General features: G+C 59.4%; 25 protein-coding genes. 19 read left to right on the top strand and 6 right to left on the bottom strand.

Annotated elements, in window-relative coordinates:
• Positions 1-57: 57 nt before the first annotated feature.
• On the bottom strand, positions 58-363 hold the full coding sequence (locus tag AYX22_RS15020; RefSeq protein WP_207594136.1) for a hypothetical protein: 306 nt from the start codon (positions 361-363) through the stop codon (positions 58-60).
• A 1,243-nt stretch (positions 364-1,606) separates the two neighbouring features.
• Between AYX22_RS15020 and istA the strand changes: the two genes are divergently transcribed.
• The 11 genes from istA (at position 1,607) to AYX22_RS14970 (ending at position 12,110) form a co-directional block, all read left to right on the top strand.
• Positions 1,607-3,160, top strand: a complete 1,554-nt coding sequence (gene istA, locus AYX22_RS15015) for an IS21 family transposase (RefSeq protein WP_071416161.1) — start codon at positions 1,607-1,609, stop codon at positions 3,158-3,160.
• A complete protein-coding gene (istB, locus tag AYX22_RS15010) occupies positions 3,157-3,945 on the top strand; it encodes an IS21-like element helper ATPase IstB (protein WP_071416162.1) in 789 nt (262 codons plus the stop codon). Before istA ends, istB begins: the two co-directional genes overlap by 4 nt.
• 648 nt (positions 3,946-4,593) lie before the next feature.
• Positions 4,594-5,679: a hypothetical protein gene (locus AYX22_RS15005; protein WP_207594135.1), complete on the top strand. Its 1,086-nt coding sequence runs from the start codon at positions 4,594-4,596 to the stop codon at positions 5,677-5,679.
• A gap of 2 nt (positions 5,680-5,681) precedes the next feature.
• Positions 5,682-6,458 carry a hypothetical protein gene (locus tag AYX22_RS15000; RefSeq protein ID WP_207594134.1) on the top strand — a complete coding sequence of 259 codons (777 nt, stop codon included), beginning with the start codon at positions 5,682-5,684 and terminating at the stop codon, positions 6,456-6,458.
• 478 nt (positions 6,459-6,936) lie between these two features.
• Positions 6,937-7,221 (top strand): hypothetical protein, encoded by a 285-nt coding sequence (locus AYX22_RS14995; protein ID WP_207594133.1) that lies wholly within the window; start codon positions 6,937-6,939, stop codon positions 7,219-7,221.
• 98 nt (positions 7,222-7,319) lie between these two features.
• Positions 7,320-7,856 (top strand): hypothetical protein, encoded by a 537-nt coding sequence (locus AYX22_RS14990; protein WP_156424646.1) that lies wholly within the window; start codon positions 7,320-7,322, stop codon positions 7,854-7,856.
• Positions 7,846-8,433 carry a helix-turn-helix transcriptional regulator gene (locus AYX22_RS14985; protein WP_207594132.1) on the top strand — a complete coding sequence of 196 codons (588 nt, stop codon included), beginning with the start codon at positions 7,846-7,848 and terminating at the stop codon, positions 8,431-8,433. The genes AYX22_RS14990 and AYX22_RS14985 overlap by 11 nt, the downstream gene beginning before the upstream one ends.
• Positions 8,423-8,869 carry a hypothetical protein gene (locus tag AYX22_RS14980; RefSeq protein ID WP_207594131.1) on the top strand — a complete coding sequence of 149 codons (447 nt, stop codon included), beginning with the start codon at positions 8,423-8,425 and terminating at the stop codon, positions 8,867-8,869. The genes AYX22_RS14985 and AYX22_RS14980 overlap by 11 nt, the downstream gene beginning before the upstream one ends.
• Before the next feature lie 861 nt (positions 8,870-9,730).
• Entirely contained in the window at positions 9,731-9,865 is a 135-nt protein-coding gene (locus AYX22_RS24320) for a hypothetical protein (protein ID WP_278251931.1), read from the top strand.
• Between the two features lie 159 nt (positions 9,866-10,024).
• A complete protein-coding gene (locus tag AYX22_RS14975; protein WP_207594130.1) occupies positions 10,025-10,855 on the top strand; it encodes a hypothetical protein in 831 nt (276 codons plus the stop codon).
• Between the two features lie 403 nt (positions 10,856-11,258).
• Positions 11,259-12,110: a hypothetical protein gene (locus AYX22_RS14970; RefSeq protein ID WP_207594129.1), complete on the top strand. Its 852-nt coding sequence runs from the start codon at positions 11,259-11,261 to the stop codon at positions 12,108-12,110.
• Positions 12,111-12,514: 404 nt separating this feature from the next.
• On the opposite strand, the gene AYX22_RS14965 is transcribed toward AYX22_RS14970, so the two are convergent.
• Complete coding sequence (locus tag AYX22_RS14965; RefSeq protein WP_157731655.1) at positions 12,515-12,910, bottom strand: hypothetical protein; 396 nt, start codon at positions 12,908-12,910, stop codon at positions 12,515-12,517.
• A 122-nt stretch (positions 12,911-13,032) separates the two neighbouring features.
• On the bottom strand, positions 13,033-15,051 hold the full coding sequence (locus tag AYX22_RS14960; RefSeq protein WP_207594128.1) for an alpha/beta hydrolase: 2,019 nt from the start codon (positions 15,049-15,051) through the stop codon (positions 13,033-13,035).
• Between the two features lie 93 nt (positions 15,052-15,144).
• Here AYX22_RS14960 and AYX22_RS14955 point away from each other — a divergent pair, with 93 nt between their 5' ends.
• Positions 15,145-15,375 (top strand): helix-turn-helix domain-containing protein, encoded by a 231-nt coding sequence (locus tag AYX22_RS14955; protein ID WP_207594127.1) that lies wholly within the window; start codon positions 15,145-15,147, stop codon positions 15,373-15,375.
• A 1,030-nt stretch (positions 15,376-16,405) separates the two neighbouring features.
• A complete protein-coding gene (locus AYX22_RS14950) occupies positions 16,406-16,636 on the top strand; it encodes a hypothetical protein (protein ID WP_207594126.1) in 231 nt (76 codons plus the stop codon).
• Between the two features lie 147 nt (positions 16,637-16,783).
• Here AYX22_RS14950 and AYX22_RS14945 read toward each other — a convergent pair whose 3' ends face one another.
• Both AYX22_RS14945 and AYX22_RS14940 read right to left on the bottom strand, forming a co-directional pair.
• Positions 16,784-17,173 carry a hypothetical protein gene (locus tag AYX22_RS14945; protein ID WP_207594125.1) on the bottom strand — a complete coding sequence of 130 codons (390 nt, stop codon included), beginning with the start codon at positions 17,171-17,173 and terminating at the stop codon, positions 16,784-16,786.
• A gap of 740 nt (positions 17,174-17,913) precedes the next feature.
• Entirely contained in the window at positions 17,914-18,117 is a 204-nt protein-coding gene (locus AYX22_RS14940) for a hypothetical protein (RefSeq protein WP_207594124.1), read from the bottom strand.
• Positions 18,118-18,701: 584 nt separating this feature from the next.
• Between AYX22_RS14940 and AYX22_RS14935 the strand changes: the two genes are divergently transcribed.
• The gene (locus AYX22_RS14935; protein WP_207594123.1) at positions 18,702-19,355 is read left to right on the top strand and encodes an SDR family NAD(P)-dependent oxidoreductase; all 654 of its coding nucleotides are present in this window, start codon (positions 18,702-18,704) and stop codon (positions 19,353-19,355) included.
• Positions 19,356-19,476: 121 nt separating this feature from the next.
• On the opposite strand, the gene AYX22_RS14930 is transcribed toward AYX22_RS14935, so the two are convergent.
• On the bottom strand, positions 19,477-20,010 hold the full coding sequence (locus AYX22_RS14930; RefSeq protein WP_207594122.1) for a hypothetical protein: 534 nt from the start codon (positions 20,008-20,010) through the stop codon (positions 19,477-19,479).
• Between the two features lie 305 nt (positions 20,011-20,315).
• On the opposite strand from AYX22_RS14930, the gene AYX22_RS14925 reads away from it, so the two are divergent.
• From AYX22_RS14925 to AYX22_RS14905, 5 genes are all read left to right on the top strand, one after another.
• Positions 20,316-20,696 carry a hypothetical protein gene (locus AYX22_RS14925; protein WP_207594121.1) on the top strand — a complete coding sequence of 127 codons (381 nt, stop codon included), beginning with the start codon at positions 20,316-20,318 and terminating at the stop codon, positions 20,694-20,696.
• A gap of 213 nt (positions 20,697-20,909) precedes the next feature.
• On the top strand, positions 20,910-21,380 hold the full coding sequence (locus tag AYX22_RS14920; RefSeq protein WP_207594120.1) for an SRPBCC domain-containing protein: 471 nt from the start codon (positions 20,910-20,912) through the stop codon (positions 21,378-21,380).
• Between the two features lie 338 nt (positions 21,381-21,718).
• A complete protein-coding gene (locus AYX22_RS14915) occupies positions 21,719-23,401 on the top strand; it encodes an ABC transporter substrate-binding protein (protein ID WP_207594119.1) in 1,683 nt (560 codons plus the stop codon).
• 124 nt (positions 23,402-23,525) lie between these two features.
• Positions 23,526-24,455 (top strand): ABC transporter permease, encoded by a 930-nt coding sequence (locus AYX22_RS14910; RefSeq protein WP_207594118.1) that lies wholly within the window; start codon positions 23,526-23,528, stop codon positions 24,453-24,455.
• Complete coding sequence (locus tag AYX22_RS14905; RefSeq protein ID WP_024817469.1) at positions 24,445-25,389, top strand: ABC transporter permease; 945 nt, start codon at positions 24,445-24,447, stop codon at positions 25,387-25,389. The genes AYX22_RS14910 and AYX22_RS14905 overlap by 11 nt, the downstream gene beginning before the upstream one ends.

Raw genomic sequence — 25,389 nt, 5'->3', positions numbered from 1 at the left:
CTCTGTGGTTGTGTCCGTAGCTGGGTTAAGGCAGTTACGGGCACAACCTCCAACTGTCTAAATAGTTTCCATGTGAAACTCTGGTGGCACCCTCACCTGGGCGCCAGGCAACACCATCAGTGCTTGGTCATACAGCTCGAGAGACAACAGAAGGGCAGCTTGCTCCGGGTCAGAAGCAAGGGCCATCCGCATATCTGGATCGGTAATCTTCGAAAGAACGGTAGGAAACCCTATCGCGGCGGCTTGCAAGTTCTCCTGCTCAATCTCAATCACCTGAGTAACGGTGATTCGATAACGGGCCATAGCAGGATCCTCTCTATCTGCATCAATGAGGACCTGATTATGGCTGGAAACCCTGGCCATGCATAGGTGGATAAGCAGGCGGATACGGCGCCTGGTTAGGTACGTGCTGCTGCGGGGCGGGAACGTACACGCCATCCATCTTTACCGGCACGTAGAGGGCATCGATCTTGTACAAGGCCCGGTGCGCTGCCACGGCCAAACATATGAGACCAGCGAGCCCGGCAGCACCGCCAAGCAGCATCGCAAACACAGAACCAGCATCCGGCCCACTACTGAAATATGAATTCGATGACGAGATACCAGTCATCACGCCAAACCAACTGACAACTGTGCCGCCAATTGAGAGCCAAACACCTGTAATGAACAACCCAGCAGAACGCTTGAACTGCACAGTTCCCCCTCATCAACACCAACAAACTAAGCACAGATTACAGCCAGTGCCAGCGTCCACCGGCTTCTCTCCAAATCATTACTGAAAGGCAAAGACTCGCCATGGCCAGAGCCAAGAAGATATGCGCTCAACCCGGATGCCCAGCAATCACCACAGCCTCACGCTGCACTACCCATGCAAGAGCAGCCGACAAGGCACGAGGAACGAAAGCTGAGCGAGGGTACGGCAGGGAGTTCCAGGCTGAACGCAAGATGTGGGTACGCATGGTAGCTACCGGCGAAGTCAACTGCTGGCGCTGCCTCACACCCATACATCCCGGCGAACCGTTCGACCTAGGGCACGACGACCATGACCGAAGCATAGTCAGAGGCCCAGAACACCAACGCTGCAACAGAAGCGCAGCAGGCAAAGCAGCCCACCAATAAAGGGCGCATACCCCACCCCCTCCCTCCTAAGGGGTGCCCTGCTCCTACCCGCCGGTGAGGGCTTTAAGGTGCGCGGCAAGCGGATAGACCCAACTGAAAGGAGGCCAGAGTGCCTGGCCCGAAACCTAACCCAACCAAACCGAATTCCCGGCATCGCAGTCCTGGCGCGCGTTCTGGACTCATCGAATTGCCTGCCGACGGCTGTGACTTTCCTGTGCCACAGCTCCCAAAATCGGGAACCTGGTCCCCAGAAGACCGCAAATTGTGGCGAAATCTATGGAAATCACCGCAAGTGTTAGCGGCCATGAAAAACTGCCCATAGGCGGCCACGAAAGTGCCCACTGACGGCCAGTAAAACTGCCCGATGGTGGCCATGAGATCTGCCCACTTCCTTACTGAACCGACCGCGTCTTAAGCGGTGGGAGCCTCTCCCTGGGGTTTGATGACGGTGTCTAAGCGCACCAAGCGAACCAGGAAGAGGCCCTGTATGAAGTCTGACGGAGAAATCATGGAAATTCTTGCTGCCTACGACCTGACCGGATCGTTGCGCGCCACTGCGGAGCTCACGGGCTGCTCGCACCACACTGTTGCCAAACACGTGACCGCCCGGGACGCAGGCCGGCCGATCGGGGAACCGACGGCACGGGGCCGGGTCACCGACCCGTTCCTGCCCAAGATCGAAGAATGGGTGGAAGCCTCCAAGGGCCGGATCCGCGCTGACAAGGCCCACGAGAAGCTCCTCGCTCTGGGCTATGCGGGTTCGGAGCGCTCCACCCGCCGGGCGATTGCGCAGGTCAAGGACGCGTGGCGGCTGGGCCACACCCGCGTCCATCGGCCGTGGATCACTGAACCTGGGATGTGGTTGCAGTACGACTTCGGCGACGGGCCACGGATCGGCGGGGTGAAGACGATCCTGTTCGTGGCGTGGCTGGCGTTCTCACGCTTCCGCATCGTGATCCCGCTCAAGGACAGGACGGCGCCGAGCGTGTTCGCGGCCCTGGACCGGTGCTTCCGGATCCTCGGCGGAGCACCGACCTATGTCCTCACGGACAACGAGAAGACCGTGACCACCTCCCACGTTGCCGGGGTCCCGGTGCGGAACCAGCAGACCCTGGACTTCGCCCGGCACTACGGGGTGACCGTGCTGACCTGCCAGCCCGCGGACCCGGCCACCAAAGGCGGGGTGGAAGCGTCCGTGAAGCTCGCCAAGGCCGACCTCGTGCCCAAAGACACCAACCTCCGCGACGAATACGCCACCTTCGCCGAGCTCGAGGCCGCCTGCACGGCGTTCATGGACGAGGTCAATCACCGTGAGCACCGGACGACGCGGCGCAAACCCGCAGCCATGCTCGCCGAGGAAGCCCCGCGGCTGCACCGTATCCCGGACACCGCCCACACGGTCGCCTTCGGACTCGCCCGCATGGTTCCGGAGAACACCCCAATGGTCACCTTCGAAAACGCCCAGTACTCCGTCCCGGCCCACCTGCTCGGAGCCCGGGTGTTCGTCCGCACCCACGGGACCGGGCCCGGCGAGCAGGTCATCATCGTCCACCACGGCACTGCAGGGCCCGTCGAAGTCGCCCGCCATGATCGGGCCCGGCCCGGCAGTCCCGCCATCAACGACGAACACTTCCCGGGAACCCGGACCAGGGTCCCCGGCGATTACGAGGTCAGGGCCCGCAGCGCGGACGAGGCAGCGTTCCTGGCCATCGGCGAAGGCGCCAGGACCTGGCTGATGGAGGCCGCCGCGGCCGGGACCGCACGGATCAACGTGAAAATGGCAGAAGCCGTCACGCTGGCCAAAATCGCCGGCACCGACCAGGTCGACCGGGCCCTGGGCGACGCCGCACTACATGGCCGGTTCGCGCACCAGGACCTCGCCTCGATCCTGAACGCCAACATCCGCCGCACGACCACCCACGCGGCCAACGAAGCCACCTCCCTGACTCAGGGAACCGGCGCGTGGGCCGCGATCGGCAACCCGACCCTGAACACCACAACCAACACCACGACCAAAATCACGCCGGAGGAGGCCCGATGAGCCCCGTCACCACAGCCAACACCGCCGCTCCGCCGTTGCCGGCGGACCTGGAAGCCCTTATGCGGTCCCTGAAAATGCCCCACGCCCGTGCACTGGCACCGGACCTGATCGCGACCGCCCGCGCCCAGCGGTGGGAACCAACCGAGGTCATCAAAGCACTCTTCACCGAGGAAGCCGCCGGTCGGGCCCGGTCCATGCTCGCTTCCCGCCGCAAAGCAGCAGGCTTCCCGACCGGGAAGACCTTCGAGGCGTGGGACCCTGCAGCGTCCTCCATCCCTGCCCCGACCCAGCAGGCCCTCCGGACCCTGGAATGGATCACCCGCAGGGAAAACCTCGTCGTCTGCGGGCCCTCCGGGACCGGGAAGACGTTCTTCCTCGAAGCCCTCGGCCAGCAGGCCGTTGAAGCCGGAATGCGGGTCGCCTGGTTCAGGCTCGAAGACCTCGGCGTCCTGATCCGCGCCCACCGAACCGACGACAGCGTCACCCGGGCCGTGGCCAGGATTCTCCGCGCGGAGCTCGTGGTCATTGACGATATTGGCCTGTTGCCGGTGGCCACGGACGCCGCCGAAGGTCTCTACCGGGTCGTGGACGCAGCCTACGAAAAACGGTCCATCGCGATCAGCTCCAACCTCCACCCCGCCGGATTCGACGAGCTCATGCCCAAAACCCTCGCAACCGCCACCGTTGACCGGCTGCTGCACCACGCCCACGTCTGTCAGACCAGCGGCGATTCCGTCCGCCTCACCCAGGCCCTCGCCGGGAAAGGAGTAACCCGACTGAACTGATCAACCCCACGATGGCCAATCCCGCCGAACCAATCAGTGGGCAGATCTGTTGGCCATCACCGGGCAGTTTTACTGGCCACCAGCGGGCACTTTTAGTGGCCGTCCATGGGCAGAAACAACTGGCCATTGACACGCAAGCGAATGAGTGGGATGACAGTTTTATCCCTGCTGTTGCTGCCTACGTGTGTCATGCCCGTGCGGTCTACGAGGGTGGGGCTAGTGCTTGGCAGGCTCAAGAGATGCGTCATCTAGGCGGGCAACTTGGTCTGACACCTGCTGGAATGCTGTCTCTTGGCTGGGTGATCCGACATGAGCAGTAGGCGCTTAGCGAGGCGTAACGCCATTGCCCCCGTCAAGCCTGCTGATTCCGATCCGAATCGAGTTACTCAGCAATCCCTTGATACTCCGCATGGGGTTGCTCGAGCTTGGTTCAAAGGCGGGGTCTGTAAACGAGTGAAGATCCAAGGCGTCAATTACGGCTGGGGTGAAGAAGTCGAAGTATGGGCTGCGGTTCTGGATGGAACTTTCCGACCTAGGGACTTTGGGAAGCACAACCAACGGTAGTCCAAAACTGAATAGCAGTACCTATGTTTGCCCGCTCATGGCGGGCTTTTTTGTACCCAAAATCATGAGATAGAGGAATCACAAATGGCTGGATGGCGGTATTTTTCCGTTAGTACAGGTACGTGGGGCGGCAAGATTGAGCTGCCTGCGTTCAACTTCACGGGTGGGCGCCGGCTCAACGGTGGCACTGGTGGCACGGCAACATTCAAGGTCGGTGATCCGTCTGTTGCTGAGGTCGTCACGGCTGCATCCATTACCCCGCTTGAGCGGATCCTTGTTGCTGAGTGGGATGGGAACGCGGTTTATGCCGGGTTCATAACAAGCGTTGCAGAGGACCAGGATGAGCAAACCGTGACAGTCACCCATCAGGACATTTGGTGGCTGTGGCAACGCCGGCACGTGCTTAGTGTGCGTGGCGACGGCGCCCAGTCCGCGCCGGCTATGACTTACAGCAACAGGACGCTAGCCACTCTGGCGAACCTGGTGGTTGCCCGCGGCATGAACGGCACACCAGCGGCACGGTACGCGTTGCCGCTCATCATGAACGCTGATGTGGCGGGGCCTCACTCACGGACTTACTACGGGTACAAGTTTGAGTCTGTTGCCGATGCCTTGCAGGAACTCATGGACACTGACGGCGGACCAGACATCGACTTTGATGTGCAGTGGGACAGCGGCACTGGGTCGTTCCGGTGGGTGATGCGTTCCGGCTCGTTGACTTCGGGCGAGTGGGAATGGGACGCGACAGCGACTCACATGGAAGTTCACGGGCTCAAACTCGACACCACGGCGGAAGACGTAACTAACCGGGTAATCGGCAGGGGTGAGGGGTCCGGGGAAGACATCCTAGTCCGGGCTGCCGACTCATTCACCGGGACCGCACCAGCCTTGGAAAGTGTTCCTAGCTTCTCAGGCACATCTAACGCGGCGCAGCTCCAATCACGTGTGACAGGCGCCCTCAACGCGGCGAACGAGCCGGTGCAGCAGATCAGTTTCAAGATCCCGGCAGGCGGCGATGTGAAGATCGGGCAGTTTATTTTGGGCGGCAATGCACATCTCAAGACCTCCGGGCTGCGCTTCCTATCCGCTGGCTGGCATGACTGGCGGCTCATCCAGTTCGACTTTGACCGCGACTGGATCACCTTGCAGTTCCAGCAGATTGGAGGTTAGCCATGGGAAAAATCAATAACCAGGCACAGGGCAACCTTGACGAACTGTGGCGGCGCCTGCGAGCCTTGGAAGCTGCCTCGAATCAGAACAACATGGCCGTGGGGCGCGGTGGGATCCGCGTGCATAGCGGCGGCGGGATCACCATTGAAAATGGCGGGCTGTCAGTGAGCGGTTCCGCTACCGTCTCAGGGACGCTGAACGCTTCTGGGGTCATCAACATGACGGGCACGTTCACGGCGACAGGTGACGTGAACCTGAACGGGCCAACGGATATCAACGGGCCGACCACGATCACTGGTGACATCACTTCTGCCGGTCATTTCACGCAGACTGGCCCGACTGACTTGAATGGCACGACAACGGTTGCGGGTGACACCACTGTTACGGGTGACTTCAATGTTAACGGGCCGATGAAGACCACCAGCACGCTTTCTGTTGAGGGTGTGACGACGCTCAAGAATGATCTGAACGTGACCACGGGCAAGGTTAAGGCAGGCGGTATGACAATCGATCCCGGATTGTTCGGCGGGAGCGTGCAGTTTAGCGCGGGCGGTTATCTGTCGGGCACGGCGTCGGGTCCGCAGCTCACTGGCCCCGCTGGGAACTCGTTTGTCTTCACCAGGAGTGGCAAAGCAGGGTTGCAGGCCGCTGCCATCGACCTCATAGGGGCTGTGGAGGTTCAAGGCGGACTAAGAGTCACTAGCCCTGGGACCACGACCGGAGTCACCCCGAACGTCTACATGGACGGATCCGGGAACCTCAGGAAGATCATTCCCTAAAGGTTGTCTGTGTTGTGCTCAGTGCAAAAGGTCCGGCTTGCGTACACGGCGATAGCGCCCGCGTTGTCCCACTCCACTTCGGTGGAACCACCGCGTTCACCTATCTCGCCCATCGTGAGGCCTTGACCGAACAGTGCGCAGGACTCAGCGCCCCTTTGTACTAATGCATCATCGGTGGGCATAGCGTCACCGCGCCAGTTCTTCTTTACGCCTTCGAGAAACTTCGACCGGGCGCTCTCGTCAGAGTATTCAGGCGGGAGCGTCACGGTTGGAGCAGGCGAAGCTAACAGAGGTGCCACAGCAGTGGATGAAGTTTGGCTAGGAGCCGGGGCAGATACTGCCGGCGCGGACTCACTAGCAGCAGTTGAACATCCTGGCAGCCCAACAACCACGAGCAGGATGAGCCCCCAATTTTTCCTCATGTTCCGCATACTAATCGGAACACCTACCAATTAAAAGCGCAGCGAAGGAGTCAAACGTGGCGTACATCATTTATCAGGGCCAAAATATAGCGATCCCGGACAATGTGAAGATCGATGAACTGGCAAACGCAATCCAAGCCATGCAGAACGCTGGTGGCTACAGTTACGTGACTCTCGACCTCGAAGGCACGCAACCCAAGCGCGTTCGGCTCATGGTGGGCCCTGGTATCCCCATTGGGATCGTCAGCGACCCTTTGGACGGGCACGAGCCCAATCTCTCAGATGACAGCTTGAACGACTTCGTAAAGTGGTCAACCGATGACGCCGGCTCAGCTTCATAATCCGCTGCTGTTTGGCGTGCTCGTGGCCCCTGGGACGATCTGCGGGGCGATGACTGCGCGGCGTAAGCACTACAGTCCCTGCTTCGCGCATAATAAGCGTGACTGTTAGTTTCTCCCTTGGGGGTTTACGATTGGGTAAAGTGGTGCGAAGGAAGATCGTTCAGGGCGCAGAGCACGTCATCGAGTGTGGTCTGCGAAGTGACGGCGTAACGTCACCTTCTTCGACAGCTTGGGACGAGCTCAAGGAGGGCAAATTTGAGAATAGACACTCTAAGACCCTTCCCGATCTTGACCAGATTGATTTGATAGATGAGATCTTCGTAATTTGCGAATATTTTGCTCAAAACGGTGAGCCTGCTGTCCTGCACGAGTTGAATCAACTCGAGCAAGGGGTCTGGGAGTTTCGTGCTAGCTGGCTTCGGGCAGCTTTCTACGACACTGACGGCAAGGGCCACTACGTAGCTAAGACGAGCCGATTCAGCCTGTCAAAGAACCCGGACTGGGATGAAATACCGATATTTGATGAACACATTCGTCTCGCATGCTTTTGGGGCAAAGATGGAAATCAAACCCGCGAGCCGGACAAGAAGTTCACAAGAATAGTTAGGCAGGAGGATCTGCTTCATGACAAATAGCCAGAGTTCGCAAACGCTCATCCAGGAGCGAGAGTCGACGCCTGTAGGGCAGCAAGGGCTCGCCGCTGCTCGTTTGGCGATGCAAGTTAGGGCCGTTCTTCACCGCGCGCTGGAAGCAAGCTCAATTTCCCAAAAGGACTTAGCAGAACGACTCAATGTGGGTGAAAGTCGAGTATCCCAAATCCTCAGTGGGAATGGAAATGTCCAAGTTTCCACCTTCGCGAAGATGCTGCGCGCTATCGGCTACAGTGTTGAACTTCTCGTCGTTCCCGCTGATGACTCCGTGCCTCCACTGCGGGACCCTAAAACTCGCAGGAATCGGAGGCGGGGCAAAAAGATGCACACCGACACGGTAACGGTAACGCGTGGAGGGCGTAGCGGAGTGAGCACGGCCACGATCGATTTCCTGGTGCCGGTCGAAGACAACGAAGCTTTCTATGAAACCACCGGACTCCATGCCGTTACCCGTCGGCCAGCGTTAGATACGTGGGAAATCGATTGGGATGAGGTCAATTGGGATGCTCCTTTGAATCCCTCTGCTCCCGGTTCCCGAAAGGAGGAAACGCATGTCAAGTGAAGAGCTGTCCGTAGCCCTGAACCCCGATGACCTGAAATACCGAGTTACTAACGTCTTACTCGATGAAATGTCTGTTGAGACAAATACGTTCGATCTCCCACGAACCAAACGCGTGCGGTTCCAATTTTCTGGCTCGAACGCAGAAGGCTATCCACTGCTTCGTTTAACCAGTACAACTGTGGAGCTTCTCGATTCCGATGATGAAGCAGCAGTAACTCTTAAATGCACATATAAGGTAAATTTCTCTGTCTCGGAGTCGGACGATTTACAAGATATTGATGACGAGCTACGCGTGGCCGCCGCGCGGATATCTTATCCATATCACCGGCAGTTCATCTCGGAGATGACAGGGAGGCTGGGTCTACGCCCGACGTTCTTGCCGGCCGTCCCTGACGACCTATGGCTGAGAGACTCTGAGAGCCAGAGCGCCGATTAGAGTCGTTCGCTGAGACCTCCGCAGCAAACCACCGACTAGTCCGATCAAATAGACTTACTCGGATAGACCCCAGAAGGGTCCGTTCCCACAGCGGAACGGACCCTTCTATCTTTTGGCGGCAACCCTATTTGCGGAGGGCTGTTATAGGCAGGCGTATTCACATATGACGCGTCACGTGGCCTGGGCAACGTTTCTCGCAGGACATGCCGAAGGCTCGGAGCTTCCCCGTCAACCAGTGAACTCGCCCGACCTGTGCAGCCACAGGCTAGGAGCTTGGCGCGGGGCACCCACTAACATCTGGCGACACATCAAAGCAGATGGCAGAGCGGACCCGTGTAAGTTCGTCCCGGAAACGCTCTGCATCAACCGGGCCTACCTGGACGTACCCAGTCAGACCTGTAAGGGCAGTCGGCATCGTATTTGCGATCCGTTCTACGGCGTCCCGCATGCTTTGGCTTCCGTATACGTGAATGTCATTGATGGCGCCCTGTAATTCATATCGAGCCGACTGGACATCCTCTAACGAGTACCTGCAAGTGGGGGCTTTGACTGTCTCGCACTCATATCGTGTCTGCATTTTAGTCGCGAATCCGTTAACGGCAGCGTCATAGGCCGCATAGTAAGGGGCACGCTTCTCACGTAGAAGACGCGACTGCTCCTGCTGGAATTGGGTCTGCTGCATGTCTCGTTGACTGTCCGCTGCGATATTGGCCGAACAAGCTGTAAAGCCGCCGCCTATCAGTGCACCTATGAGCGCCGCTGCTGTGGGGATGAGGATGCTGGCCTTGGTTTCAGTCACCAGAAGAGAATATCCACATGCAGGGGGACTGAATGTCAGTGGTTGCCAGTAGCCTCTGGCGCATGGCGAAGTTTGATAGAGACGGTTTCCAGAAGATGATGGCTGAACTCAACGCGGAGGACCGCGGCGCCGTGGTTGTGCGGTCGCCGTATGAGGATCTGGAACCAGACCCGGACTACCTGCCACGGCCCAGATAATGCACATTTTTGCAGATCGACTTGCGTGAGTGTGCAGATGTGTTAATGTAATTGCAGATCAGACGTGATGGTTTGATGAAAACGCTTTGAAGGGTCCGTTGCCGTGGTAGGCGCGGACCCTTCAGCGTATCCGAGGGCCGCTCAGGCAGAATAGGCTACATGGAACCTGGAGAGCTGTGGGCCTACCGTAAAAGAGCGGTCGATCCCTTAGAGCCCGTGACCTACCTACGGCACCGGCGCGGCGATCAGCCCAAACATAAATACTCGCTGGTTCGATTTGAGGCTGAAGACGCTGACGGGCGCGAAGAATGGGTGCCTGACGGGCGGCTCAAGTGCCACTGGAGTGAGGCGAAAGATTTTGAGGCGGAGGAACGAAAGTGGATCCCGCTAATCAAGGCCTCTGATATCGACTGGGGCACCAATGCCGCGATTGGCCTGGTGCTGGAGGTTGCCCTACCTGACGAGATTTTGGGAGACGCGGAGCCCCCTGCCCACCTGCCCGACCATGCAGAAAAGTGGCTTGCGCTGAGAGACTTGCAAAAACTGGCAGACCTTACCGGGCTCACCTTGGCGGATCTACGCAGCGACCCCTTATCCTTCCAGCAAGGGGATTCCTGGGTGGTGCCGGCCAACACCGCTTACGCCATAGCTGAAAGGCTGGCCCCGCGGGAGCCGGAAGTGATTCTTAGGCACGTGGAAGATGATGAACGGCAACTCAAGGCTAAGAAGAAGCACTGGGAACAGTTGAGTCCAGGTGCCGAGCCGTGGCCCGCGACTCGAATCTCTTGGGAAAGCACGGAAACAACCTGCCGCCTGCTACGTGAATGGGTCGGCAAGGAAAGCAACGACCTACGGAAGCAGGCTCTTGAGGCGGAACAGGAGCTAGAGAGGTTGCGTGGGCTGGTTGAGTGGGGGATTGGCAAGCTGGCAGGTTTTGGGCATAAGGCGTCAGCCGAGACCTTGCGGCGGAACTTGGGTGCAGAGTCATGAGCCCAGTCCGCAGAAAGTCCGCAAGAGGTCCGCAAAAGGACTACTCGCCGCAGCTTTACCCAACACCGCTGGGCCCTAGAATTCGCGGTTCCCAACATCCCTCAACGGCGGGCGAGTATATAAGGTACGTTCCGCTTCAACGTGTGAGTCGCGCGTTACTTCTTCGGCAAGTGGAAGAAGTAGTTCACAGAATCACTGATGTCCAGCTTCAGAGGCATGCCCGACCGCGCCTCTGAAGCTGGACACTGACGTGTAACGCTTTTGGGGGAAGAGGAACCGTGGCCGAGGAACGTCCGAGTCAGCCCGAGGCGCCGAAGCAGCTGCAGGAGCCAGTGGCGCCGAAGCAGCCTATCAAGCTGCACAGCCTCGCCCCGGAATTCAAGAGTGGCAGCACAAGATCTACGTGCGGCACATTGAAGAGGCGGTCCTCGACAAGAGGAACCGTAACATCGCCCTCACCGGCCGCTACGGAGCCGGCAAGTCCAGCGTGCTGGACAACTTTCAGAAGAAGCACGACAAAGACACTATCCGCATCAGTATCAACACCCTCGGCCCGGATGAAGATGACGAGGACCTGACCAACCGGATCCAGAAGGGACTGGTCAAGCAACTTGTCTACCGGTTGGCACCAGGGACGATCCGTCGATCCCGGTTCGCCCGGCCCAAACCCGCGACCAAGTTCAGGGCGTTCCTGCACGCCCTCTTTGTCAGTGTTGTGAGTCTGGGGCTTCTGTGGGTGCTGGGGGTGCGTTCCGGGCCCGGCTGGCCGGACGCCGCAGCGGACTTGCCCGGGTACCTCGTACGGGCTGGAATGCTATTCGGCCTTGTTCTGGCGTCGCTGTGGGCGGCACGGTGGATCATCGGCGACCGGATCGTCTCGGAGGTCACGACTGCCGGCACGAAAATCGCCCTGGGCGAAGGCCCGACCACCTACTTTGACAGCTTTCTTGACGAGATCGTTGCCTTCTTTGACACCGTCAAGCCGAAGTTCGTGATCTTCGAAGATCTGGACCGCTTCGAGGATCCGCAGATCTTCGACTCGCTCCGGGAACTGAACACCCTCGTCAATGCTTCCGCGAACTGGCAGGCGGGGAACGAGCCTCTTCGGTTCATCTACGCGATCAAGGACAGCCTGTTCGAGCAGCTCGGAACGGATCCGGAATCCAAAGACGAAAAAGATGAAGAAGGGAAGCTCAAGGACGGCGAGGCCAAAACCAGTGACGGCCAGGGCAGCCTAACGGTTCAAGCTTCATAGCAGTGGCACAGAGAAGACTGCGGTCCCGCTCAGTCTGGGCGGCCCAGTGAGTTGCCACGTCGGTTCCATCCAGTTTGCAAGAAAGCGCATCATCGTAGCATGAACATTGACGGGGCGACTGCGGCACCAGGTTGGGCTGGGGGGCAGGGTTCGTACACCGGGCATCAGCGGGTCAGGGCGTCCACAACCAGATCGTGTAGGTCATGCCGGGATGTGTTCTTGTTTTATGAAGGCCGCGGGGGATGTGCCCTTCGACTGTGCGGGGATTGATCCCCAAGTTTTGGCTATCTCGTTGTTCGTGAGGTGGCCGGCGAGGCCGGCGACCAAGAGCTCTTGGCAGGCAGGACGGCGCTCGTGGATAGGGCGCGCCAGTATCGGCGGCAGTGCATGGTGGTCATCGTTTCCTACCGGAATTTGCCTTCCGGGTCGGGAACGCAGCGGGTATTTCCGCCGAGGTTTATTTCGTACTTTCCGGTGGTGAGCCCCATGACGAATTTGTCGGGCCCGAACACATCGGTGTGTCTGACGAAGTTCGGGCCGCCATCGGATTCTTGCTTCACAGTGAACCCCGTGGACACGAAGACAGTTTTTACCTTGTCGTGCAGAGCGTCCATTTCTTCCCGGCTCAGCGGACTTCGACTGGTATCGATTGAGAATTGGGTACCGTCAGACCCGTCCGGGAGCCGGCAGACATCCCCTTGATATTCGGAGGGTGGCGCGACATCCCAGTCGCCCGGGGCGAGGGCTTGAATCTTGTTGAAGAGGTTGAAGTACTCTGTGCGGGCTTGTTCTGGGTCCATGGTTTGCTCCGCGGTGCTGGTAGGTGGGTTGGTTCCAGGGGTTGTTCCGCACCCTGCAAGGGTGATTAGAAGGATGGCTGCGGCGGGAAGGATGCGCCTGTTAAGGGGGCGGTGCATGGTTGTCATCGTGTCGCATTCGTGAGTTGGTCATTCAAGCCGAGGGCGATTCTGGCTTGGTTATAGCTTGACTGGGTTCTCCTGTCGAAGTACCCGTAGATGCCGTCCTTGCCGCCTGTTTGTCCGTCGTGGGTTTTCGTTGGGAGTTCTGTGGCACCATCCGGTCCTGTGGTGCCGTCCGTGCCGAAGGTGACGGCGCCGAATCCGGAGTCGTCGGTGCTTTTACGCTGCCAGCCGACTCCATGCCCGACCTCGGCTACGTGGTCCCAGTCGTAGCTTCCCCGGTAAACAGTTCCACCGGGGTTCAGATGGAGATCGTTCACGGAGGTCACGTTATCAGGGGCACCAACGTCACCGACGAGAACGAGGTTATCGACAGGCAGCCCGGTTTTTGCCGCCTCCATGACCCCGAGGGAACCCATGGAGTGCCCGACTGCTGTTGTCATGGCTGCGTTGTCGAGGTTTTGGTGAACGGCGTTGACCCCTGTCGCGTAGTTGCGAAGGGCAGGACCCACGACTTTTGCTTGGTCGTTGCTGAACACACCCAGACCCTGGGCCGGCTCGACACCAATCCAGGCAACGACAGCAATCCGGTTCTTATCCAGCCCGTTGGAACCGGCGAGTTTGCGTTGATCAAGCCGCTGATCATTGGCCTGCTTGGTCTTTGATGCCATGTCCTTGCCGATGGTGGTGTCCAGCCCGGGGAGCTGGTAGCTGATGTGCTTGGCGGCGTCGAGGTCCCCCACGGAAATAGATGCACCGAACCCGGTCTCCGAACCTGTCCCGAGACTAAAGGGAGCGAAGCTGATCAGTTGCCGGATGTCGGATGGATCCTGAGGATTGGTTTTCGGCTTGCCCTGGCTGTCGTAGAGGGATTCCCAGACTTTGTTGACCATGCCTTCCTGGGAGCCTTCATCAACGTCTCCGCCATGCTCGTCGCGGTACTTCTTCCAGTAGTCGTGCATCTGCAGCAACTTTTTGCGGTTGGCGAGGTCCCGGGCGGTCGCGGTGACACCGTTCAGGTTTCCGATAACATCTGGAAGAGCATCGATCAGGAGCTGCTGTTCTTCACCGACGGTGACTTTCCCGGTGGCAGGCTCGACGGTGTGGCCGAGGCCAGACCACCACGTGGCTGTGGCTACGGGGTCCAGTCCTGGTTGGGTCAGGAGTTCCCGCAGCCTGGCGCTGCCACCATTACCCAGCCAAACCTTCAGTTGCGCTGCACTCATGGTTCCGATGTCGTTCAAACCGACTTGGTTTGGTGCTGCGTACTGGATGAAGAGCCCGTTGAGCATGCTGTCCGCGATAGAGCCGTTGCCTGCTGTTTCGAATGCGGTGGAGACCTGCTCTATCCAATCGGCGTCTGCTGCGTTGGCGGCGAGCAGCTGCTCAAAACCAGCAACAAACGATTCAGTCTCGATGGTCACCCAGGAACACGATGCTGTGAAACTGCTCCAGGCATTCCGGACTGCGACAAAGTGTGAGTTCAAGGTGTTCGTGGCAGTCCGGGATACTGATGCGAAGCCGCGCAGCTTGCCCGGGTCAGCCGAGGTGGTTCCAGTTCCTGGTCCGCCGGCGAACCGGGGCCGGTCCCGCGGAGAAAACACAGCTGAAACAGCCGGTGCAGGGACCGGTGTGCTCTCGGGCATGGGGTCCAGGACGATGGTGGCGACTGTTGCGGATGCTTCTGCGATGTTCCCGGAGAGCAGGTGCTGTTTGCGGATGTTGTCGCGTTGCTGCCAGGCGTCCATGTTCTTTTGCCGGGCTTTCTCTTGCTGTGCCCTGTGCTTGGCCTCGCCGACGTCCTCGGCCAGAGCCGCGAGGACACCTGCCAGCTTGCCGCGATCATCGGACCTGATGCCGCAGGCTTCCTTGAACAGACGCCCGTAGCCGCCGCTGAAGTCCTGCACTGCCTGGTGCTCGGCCTCGTTCAGTAAGCCTCCTTCGGCGCGCAGAACGTCGTCGGCAGAGTTCGCGGCACGGATCAACGCGTCGGCTGCGTCGTCATCAAAAGCAATTCCCATGCAAGGCCCCCAAGCAGAACAATAAATCCAACGACTAGCATAACCATTGTTTGCTCAATCGGAAGTTCGTTGTGTTCGACGACTTTAGGATGGGTGCCAGAGGATGCCAAGAAGCACCGGTTCCTGACGACGGAGCAGGTTGCCGAGGAACTGAATGTGTCAGTGAACCAGATCAGGGCGTTGCTCAGGTCAGGCGATCTACGGGGCATCCAGGTCGGAGGCCGGAACGTCTGGCGCATTGCTGCCACCGATGTGGAGAGCTACATCGCTGAGGCGTACAGGGTCACTGCTGAGCGCATCGCCGCCGGCGAACTACCGGAGTGAGAGTCTTGCTGATGCGAGGCATGAAAGCCTGGCCCGGCCTCTGGACCGTGCACGTTCCCGAAGTCCACGGCTCTAGGCCAAGACTTCCACGCACTGTTCAAAGCCGCTTCAAGGGCTGTCTTTTCGTTGGGCACTCTTACTACGCCGTATGCAAGGACACCCAGCGCCAAGCCTTCAGCTATCCGCCTGGTCCGTTGACGCTTTGCCACGGATCCCACACCAGCGACATGCCCGTCAGCCTGCCCCGCCACTTCAGGCAGAGCCACAGTCGGCTCCAGCTGCGGGCGCACCGGCACCCTCCAACTGGCCGGTGGAGGGAACAGCGGTCTTGTCCACTCCACATCGCGTTTCGGAGACTCGATCGTCGAAGGCCCATTGTCGGGCCACGTTCTACTGCCACCCAACTTGCGTTGGATGGCCCTGAGAATCCTTATGGTTTCGTCGTCTTGATAACCGGTGACGGTAGACCAGTCCAGCCCAGCGCCAACAGTGTTGCTCGAGAAAACAGTCTCGGTGGCCAGCAGGGCACGGCGCCAATCAATTTTCGTCAAGGACCGACCGGCCTGGATGGACGCGGCGATTCGCTCGCCTTCGGCAAACAAATCACCAACGTCGCGAAAGCCCATAGCTAAGGCCATTGCTTCCGTAGGGGCCGCCGGCCCAGCCCATTCCGTGAGGCCTCGACGCAGGACCCCTCGCTCATCCTCATCGAGGTCGAACTGAACCCGGTCATGCGCATTCACAGTTCATCCTTCCACGACGTCGACATCAAGAGCCACAGTAAACCCCTAACAAGCCTGAAGCGTCAGGCGGCGAACCATATATCCGGCGATCGCGAAGGGGACGCCCGGTAAAGGATCGGCTTACAGACGCTTTCGAGGGAGACGGCCGTATGATCCAGTTATGACGGTTCCGGACCTTTCTGCAAGCCAGCGCATCCTTTTGTGGCAGGCAGTCGAGAATTATGGAGGATTGTGGGAATCGCCTTCGGAACTCCGGGCACTTTACCCTTCTGGCCGGTGAGGAATCTTTGGTCCTGGAGGCAACGAAGGTCGTCTCTGAACTCCTCACCATGGGACTTGTTCAGCTCTACTACTGCCAGGAGCCTTACGGCGAGATGAGGCTGATTCCTGATGCCAAGGCCTTCGAGTTGCTTAGCACCGGCGATGTCTGGAGAGTGCCTGCGGCAGGGGCCATTTCGGTGCGGTTTTCGGCAACAGACGAGGCCGCCGCTGTTTTCTTCAATAGAGACAGCTCTTGAACCGCAGGTCGATTCGACGAGCTCGCGCCCGCTAAGGGATACCTCAGCGGGCGCCATAGCAATGATCCGCCGCACGCGGGACCGAGCGAGCACACGCTGCCGCCAACGGTTCGGTCAAGTCCGCGGCCCGGCAATCTGGTCGCGCTGTCAGTCTCGCCGCAGGACATACCGAATGCTCACTTCCGAAATTTCACTCAGCTTGATCATGATGCGGAAGTCTTTCTCATCCCCAACAACGACCAGGTTCACTCCTGTGAGGGTATTCGTTGGTGAGGCGGGATTGATCAGGCTCAATTGGATCCCGGGGTGACCCTGGGCGCCGCTGTACTTGTCAAGCTGCGGGACTATCTCCCATCTTCCGGTAGTGGAGCGCCCTTCGCCAAAGATCACGGAGTCAGAGAAGCCATCAGCAGGAAAATCCTGGATGGACGCTGTGCCGTCGGGCCGTAGATCCACGATGGCCGAGGATGAGTCGGTCTTCCTCAGGTCGTCGCTTTCAGACGGGGAGAACTTCCATGTCACTACCATTTTGGTCATGATGCGGAACGGGAGCAATCGGCGCTGAGCACGATGCCGTGGAGGCGGCAACGGCAAACGAAAGCGCCAACGCCGATATTCGCAGAATGTTCCGTCGCTTCATCGCCGGGAGTTCCGTTCTGTTGTTGTAGCTCGCTTACGCAGTGCACCATGTAGTTCCGGTAGGACCTGGGTGATAATGGCTGCCATTATTCTGCCAGACGGCATGCAACGGCCCGCCCGGTAAGGGATCCTCTGCCGGCCCTTCCTGTGCGTTACTTCCTTGGGCACAGCTGGAGGCCGCAGAAACCGAGATTGAGTGCTTTCCGTTCTGCTGGCTGCTCAAACGAGGACGGCCCATACGAGAAACTCGCCGTGCGAGGTCTCCTCCGTGAAGGCTGAGGAAAAGGGTACTTCTCGCAGCCTATCGAAGCTGATGAATCCGGGGCTTTGGTCTGCGAGTATCCGGTCTATGACCAGGGCTGAATCAGTGGTCGTGCGGATTCGGCCTCCGAAGGGCAACTGGCTTTGCGAGGTCAATGAACAACGCAGCTTTCCGGCCTGCTCGTCATACCAATGTCTATTGTGGACTTCCGTCTCCTTGACGCATCGCTGCCCGGTGAAGGATCGGTTAACGAGCCCTCGACTAGGTTGCTGTTGACGGCATGGGGCCGTGTCATTTACCGAAGTAGGGGCCGCTGACCGGCATACCGGGGCGGAAGATTCAGTTTGGCGCGGCGCAGCTGCGCCGTGAGCTTGATCTACGGGTAGAACTGTTCGTACTGCGCTTTCATCTTTGGTCCCAGGAGAAGAACAACGTCAGCTCCTGGCTCCGACAGCAAAGGGAGATGCTCGATGAAGGAAACCGCAAACAGGCGATCACACACTGCGTCGTCGAACTCCACGCCATAGGGGCGCGTCGCCCATCTGTCGTCGCCAATCGCGATTGTTGCCCGAATAGCCATTGCGGTGCTCTCCCAGAGGACCAGGTCGCGATGACCCCGGCTATTGCCAGATGTCAAGCGAGCCGGGATCTCGATTTGCGCGACGCCATAGTAGTGATATCTGTCGCGGCTAGCATGCATACGCCTGTCAGACACTGGCAGGAACGGGTTCGCTAGTCGTCAACCCTGCTATGCCGTCTTTGAGCAGGCGAAGGCGGCTGGCTATGACATCGTGGATGTCGATGAGCGATTCTACTGAGGGCGTCCTCCGATACTGAGATGCGATGCCCACGCCGCTCTCCGCCCCGCTGTCTCTGACGAACGTCTCCCAGACACAGCCTTCGCAGACGCCAGGGATTCCGAAGAAGACTCCGGGTGAGCATGATGAAGTGGCGCGGCGGACAGACGACCGGTAGGCCGGAGACCGACAGCGAGAAGCCGACTAGAAATGGGCAGGCTCTGCACAGGTTACCCGGTTACGTAACGTGGTGGAGTTTAGATTCAACGTATAGTTTCTGACCGGTTGATCTTCAGGTTCAGGGCAAGAAGTGCGCAATGACAGGTGAACGGGTCCGGGCCTGCAGCGCATGACCTAGGATCTACCCATGATGACTCTTCAGGGTGCGGTTGTGCTGGTGGTCGGCGCCACTGGCGGACTTGGTTCGCGCATAGCCGCTCAGTTGGAGGGCGCCGGTGCTGTGGTCGCCCGGTCGTCAAAGTCTGCTGGGTACGATCTGCGCGAACCTTCCGTGATCCGGGAAGTCCTGAAAGACACGAATGCGCAGCATGGACGCCTCGACGGGCTTGTCGTGGCGTCCGGGGTCGTCGCTTTCGGCGCCGCATCTGACCTTGAACCCGCCACGGTTGATGAACTCTTCGCTGTGAACACCATCAGTCCAATCCAGCTCATTACCCAGAGCCAGCCCTATCTCACGGCCTCGGCACGTGAGGGACGAGAGCCATTCGTGGTCACGTTGAGCGGCGTTGTTGCCGAGGCACCCGTGGCCGGTCTGGCGGCCTACTCGGCGTCGAAGGCCGGGCTTGCGTCCTTCGTTGTCGCAGCGGCGCGCGAGTATCGCCGGACGGGCATCCGAATCCTGGATGCCCGTCCAGGCCACACTGGTACCGCACTCTCCGAGCATCCGATCGCCGGGTCAGCGCCGCGATTCGGAGTGGGGCTTGATCCGGACGTGGTTGCAGCGCGGATCGTCACCGCGATCGTCGATGGCGAGAAGGATCTACCCAGCACCGCTTTTTAGACTCGGCCAAGGTCCTGTAACTGAGACATTCCGACCAACCTCTGGAATCCTGGCATTCATTGTCCCGACGTAAATAAGGGGTCTGGCGCTTCGGCGCCAGACCCCTTATTTCTAGAGCCTTTCAGCAGTGCGGCAGAAAGGTCGTAACGCTGGGCCCGGTGTAGACATAGCGGTCAGAAACGTAACTGGGACCGGAGTTGGAATAGAGCTTGAGCCAGATGTTGTCACCGTCGACCCAGGTGCCGGTTGTCCAACAATCAAATTCGTAGACCTTGCCACTGCTGAGCATCCACCCGGCGTAGGCGTAGCCGGTGCCGGGTCCCTTCCTGACGTTCAGGTTGTAGTTGGTGTATACCTGCGCACATTTTGAGCGTCCGTCGCTGTAATAGAGCTGGCCGCCCCATCCGTTATGAGGGAACTGGCTGCAGTACTTGATATTGCTCGACAGCTTGGTTCCGGCGGCATTGGCAGGTGCTGCCACCATGGTCAATGACAGCACGGCGCCGATGGCGGCGGCTGCCGTGAGCTTCTTGAGCGGTCGTTTGGAGATTCCTCTTCTGGTTGCCGCGTTACGTCGCGACGGCATCGCTGCTGCGTTTTCGCCAGAAACTGTGGAATCTCCTGAGTGGTCTGAAAAGCGTCCGAACATTTTCATCAATGGACCTTTCAAGCGGGAAAGCCCGGTGTCGAATGACCCCAAGCGATGGCAGCGGCAACATGACGGCTGCTGATTAGTACGTGAGTTGAATCACGGAAACGTGACGCGAAATTGCTGGCAATCTTCTCCGCTGCTGCCTGGGTGGTGGACAGAGGCGCAATAGAACGATTCGACAGTCATGTGACTTGACACCAGAAATCGACCACTTGAGACTCAGAGCGGCTCCGCAGTGTGACCGCCACCACGTTAGGGGGCGAGTGTGAGGCTAATAATTCACGAAAAAATGGGGAAGGAATTATTACATGCGTAAATCACGGTTGGCTATCTCCGGAGTTGCAGCAGCGGGTGCCATGGCAATCGCAATGCTTGCTACCGCGCCTATGGCTTCAGCCAGCGCAGGGGCGTCAGTAACCGGCTCATATGCCTACTACAACTCGTCCAGCAATGTCCTGACAAGCAAGGACACAAAGTCGGACGGCGTATCATCAGTCGCCCAGCTCAGGTATGTGTCGAACGGGACCACCTATATTGCGACGCTGACAAACAGCGCTGGGTACGGTTCTGTTGGCCAAACTCAAGGCAGTGGGCTTAGTGGCACGGTTTATGTGCGGGCATGCCTCAACAACCGCAGCGCCGGCACCGGCATCTATGGTTGTTCGGCCTGGGTAGCCACAGCCGCTTAGTAGTAGGCAGTCGGCACGGGGTCGGATGCCCAGCGGCACCAAGGCACCCGAACCCGTGCTGATCTTTGATGACGGCAACAACGCCCTGCCAAGAGAAGCCTTGTCCGCTTTTCGGGGGCTGACGAATCCATCGACGCACTCCCGCCCAGTACGCGCGACACCCATAATGGGTCGGGTGCAGCAAAGCCCAGACCAGCAACTTCAAGGAGAACCGTGAACCGTGATCTTGACCTCGTGGTCGAACGGGTCATCCGTGCGCCCCGTGCCAGGGTATTCAGTGCCTGGACAACGCCGGAGCTCTTCGAGAAGTGGTGGATCCCCGAACCATATTCCTGCAGGCTTGAGTCATTTGAGCCGCACGCAGGCGGCGGTTTCGTGACATCCATGAGCGAGGACGGTTCGGCCTTCGTGCCACACATGGACGCCGCCTTCCTCGTCGTTGACCCGGGAGAGCGAGTGGTGTTTACCAACGCCGTGGACAGCAGCCTTCGGCCCGCCAGCCCTAGGCCCGTCCCTGTGACGGGAGAGGTCACTTTTGCCGATCACACCGATGGAACGTTGTACCGGATTGTGGCGCGTCACGGTAGCCCGGAGGCGCTTGCCGAGCATGAACAGCTTGGCCTGCAGGAGGGCTGGAGCCTGGTCACGGATCAACTGGCAGCGCTGGCTGAGGGTGCTGACTAGCAGAGGTGCCAATCACCCGGCGGTCGGTGACCCGCCATAGATGAGGAAAGAGTCTCGGTTCCACGGAACCGGGACTCTATTTTTCCCCAAAAATCGTCCTGTCCTGCTGTCAGACAGCGAATGCTACCACCGAGTAGGGTTTGACTTGAAATTCCCGCCAATTTAGGCATGTGTAGGTTGCGGAACGGTTACAGTTTGGCCACCATGTCCCAACATCCGGACACAATGTGGGTAGGCTTACACACACATGTAGGCAACGTCACAGTAGGAAACTGTGCCTGTGCCTGGGGGAAATCACGAATTTTCCCTGCTCAACTCCACGACTCATAGGAGGCGGAATGCGTTTCTCGCGCACTTCCAAAGCTCTAGGCGTAGCGGCGATCATCGCCCTCGCAGTGACCGGTTGCGGCGGCGGTGGCGGCACCAGCACAAACAGCTCTGCCGCAGCTGACCCGAACAAGGTCATTTCCGCATACAGCAACGAACCGCAGAACCCGCTGCTTCCGGCCAACACCAACGAGGTGTACGGTGGCCGCGTCGTCGAGCTGCTGTTCGAAGGCCTTCGCGCCTACGACTCTGACGGCAAGCCCGTCAACGCTCTGGCAGAGTCGATTGAGACAACCGACTCGCAGAACTGGACCATCAAGGTCAAGACCGGCGCCAAGTTCACCAACGGCGAGGCCATCACGGCCAAGACGTTCGTTGATTCCTGGAACTTCGCCGCGCTGAGCACCAACCTCCAGAACAACGGCTTCTTCTTCGAATCCATCGAAGGCTACACCGACGTCAGCGCGGTCACTGAGACCACCAGCGCCGACGGAAAGAAGACCTCCACCCCGGCTCCCACTGCCCAGACCATGTCCGGCCTGGCAGCAACGGATGACCAGACCATCACGGTCAAGCTGTCCCAGCCGGAGGCTGACTGGTCGCTGCGCCTTGGTTACTCCGCCTTCTACCCGCTGCCTTCCGAGGCTCTGAAGGACCCGAAGAAGTTCGGCGAGAACCCCATCGGCAACGGCCCGTACAAGTTCGAGAAGGAAGGTGCCTGGGTACACGACCAGTCCATCTCCCTGGTCAAGAACGCTGACTACACCGGCCCGCGTGCTGCCAAGAACGGCGGCGTGACCTTCAAGTTCTACACCGATCCGGGCCCCGCATACACGGATCTCCAGGCTGACAACCTCGACATCACGGACGTCGTCCCGTCGAACGCACTGAAGACCTACACCACGGACTTCCCGGACCGTAACTCCACGCGTCCGAACGCCAACAACGCCACGCTGAACATCCCGGGCTACAACCCGAACTTCCAGGGTGAAGCCGGTCTCCTGCGTCGCCAGGCTCTGTCCCACGCGATCAACCGCGAAGAGATCACCAAGGTCATCTTCAACGGCACGCGTACCCCGGCCACCGAGTTCACGGCTCCCGTGCTCGACGGCTACAACGACGCCATCCCGGGCAGCGATGTCCTGAAGTTCGACGCTCAGAAGGCCAAGGATCTCTGGGCCCAGGCTGAGAAGATCAAGCCGTACGACGGTTCGAAGCCGCTCCTGATTGCCTCCAACACAGACGGTGGCAACAAGGAATGGATTGACGCCGTTGCCAACGCCTTCAAGAACAACCTTGGTATCCAGGCCGAAATCCAGCCCTTCGCCAAGTTCGCTGAAGTTCTGGACCTGCGCAAGTCGCAGTCCCTCCCGGGTCTCACCCGCGCCGGCTGGCAGGGCGACTACCCGTCGCTGTACAACTTCCTCGGACCGGTGTGGGCAACCAACGCATCGTCCAACTACGAGAAGTACTCGAACGCCGAGTTCGACAAGCTCCTCAAGGAAGGCCTTGCAGCCAAGACTCCGGAAGACGCCAACAAGAAGTTCAACGAGGCACAGGAGATCCTGTTCAAGGAACTCCCGGGCTTGCCCCTGTGGTACCGGGCGACCCCGATCGTATGGAGCAACAACGTTGTCTCAGCTGAAACCGGCTGGAACGGCGGAGTCCGCTACTTCGACATCGAGGCCAAGTAGTCTCCAGGATCTGAACTTGCCTTAGGGCAAAGGGGGTCCGGCCACAGTGCCGGGCCCCCCTTGCTTGCTTGGCAGGAAGGCACACATGACACACCAATGCCCCACCACCGGAGAGGGGTGACCCGTGGTTCGTTTCATTCTCCGTAGACTCCTTCAGGTCATCCCGGTATTCCTGGGGACCACGCTCCTCGTCTACTACATGGTCTTCGCACTACCCGGTGACCCGATTGCCGCCCTTTTCGGCGATCGCCAGCCGCCTCAGAGCGTCATCGACGCCCTGAGGGCCCAGTACAATCTGGACCAGCCGTTCTGGGTCCAGTACGGGCTCTTCATCAAAAACCTGTTTACTTTCAACCTTGGCGTTGACTTCACCCAGCAGCCCATCGCTGACTCGCTGGCGAGGGCTTTCCCCGTGACGGCAATGCTCGCCATTGAAGCCCTCATCATCCAAGCCGTGTTCGGCATCGCTTTCGGTGTCTTCGCAGGCCTGAAAAAGGGCAAGCTCTTCGACTCGACCGTTCTGGTTGTTTCACTCCTGGTGATCGCCGTACCTACCTTCGTTTTGGGCTTCGTCTTCCAGCTGGTGTTCGGTGTCCAACTGGGCTGGGCTAAACCGACGGTCGGCGCCAACGCCGACTGGGGCAACCTGATCCTGCCTGCCGTCGTCCTGGGCCTGGTGTCCTTCGCCTATGTCCTCCGGCTGACCCGCGCTTCCGTCAGCGAGAACATGAACGCGGACTACGTGCGCACGGCTACAGCAAAGGGTTTGTCCCGGCCCCGCGTCGTGATGGCCCACATCCTCAGGAACTCGCTGATCCCGGTCGTGACCTATCTGGGCGCCAACCTTGGTGGGCTCATGGGCGGTGCCATCGTTACCGAAGGTATCTTCAACGTCCCCGGAGTGGGTAACAAACTCTTCCAGGCCATCCAGCGCAGCGAAGGCCCTACCATCGTCGCGATCGTGAGTGTTCTGGTGCTGGTCTTTGTTATCACCAACCTCTTGGTTGACCTCCTGTACGCCTGGCTTGACCCGAGGATCCGCTATGACCAGTAATACTGAACACTTCGTAGCTCCCGTCGAGGAGACACCCCTTCTGGCCACCGATGCCGTGAAAACAGATCAGGCGCCGCTCAGCCTGTGGGCAGACGCCTGGCGCAAGCTTCGCCGGCGCCCTATGTTCATCGTTTCCTCGCTGCTGATCCTGCTGCTAGTCGTCGTTGCGCTGTTCCCGGGCCTCTTCACCAGCGTGGCACCCGATAACGACTGCCAGTTGGCTAATTCCGAGGGCGGTCCCACTGCGGGCCATCCGCTCGGTTTCACACTTCAGGGTTGCGACGTTTACTCGCGCGTGATCCACGGTACGCAGGCCTCGCTGTCTGTCGGCGTTCTGTCCGTGCTCGCTGTAGTCATCATTGGTGTCACCCTCGGTGCATTGGCCGGTTACTACGGTGGCTGGTTGGATTCTGTTCTCGCTCGTCTCGGCGATATCTTCTTCGCCCTGCCGATCATCCTCGGCGCTTTGGTCATCACGCAGCTTCCGCTGTTCCGTGAGAACAGGAGCGTTTGGACTGTGGTGCTGACAATTTCCCTTCTCGCATGGCCACAGATGGCGCGTATCACCAGAGGCGCCGTCATCGAAGTACGCAATGCGGACTTCGTCACCGCGGCCCGGTCGCTGGGTGTGTCCAAGTTTGGTGCGCTCGTCAAGCATGCGCTGCCCAACGCCCTGGCGCCCGTGATTGTCCTTGCCACCCTCGAGCTGGGCGTCTTCATTGTCCTTGAGGCCACCCTGTCCTTCCTGGGTGTCGGGTTGCCCGGCAGCGTGATGTCGTGGGGTAACGACATCTCAGCGGCCAACGCCTCGATCCGCACCAACCCGGGAATCCTGCTCTACCCGGCAGCAGCCCTGTCCATCACCGTCCTGAGCTTCATCATGCTTGGCGACGCCGTCCGCGATGCTCTTGATCCCAAGAGCCGTCAGCGCTAA

The sequence above is a fragment of the Arthrobacter sp. D5-1 genome (assembly GCF_017357425.1).
GTDB lineage: Bacteria > Actinomycetota > Actinomycetes > Actinomycetales > Micrococcaceae > Arthrobacter.
The sequence above is the reverse complement of the archived record's forward strand: the minus strand, read 5'-3'. Positions and strand labels throughout refer to the sequence as shown.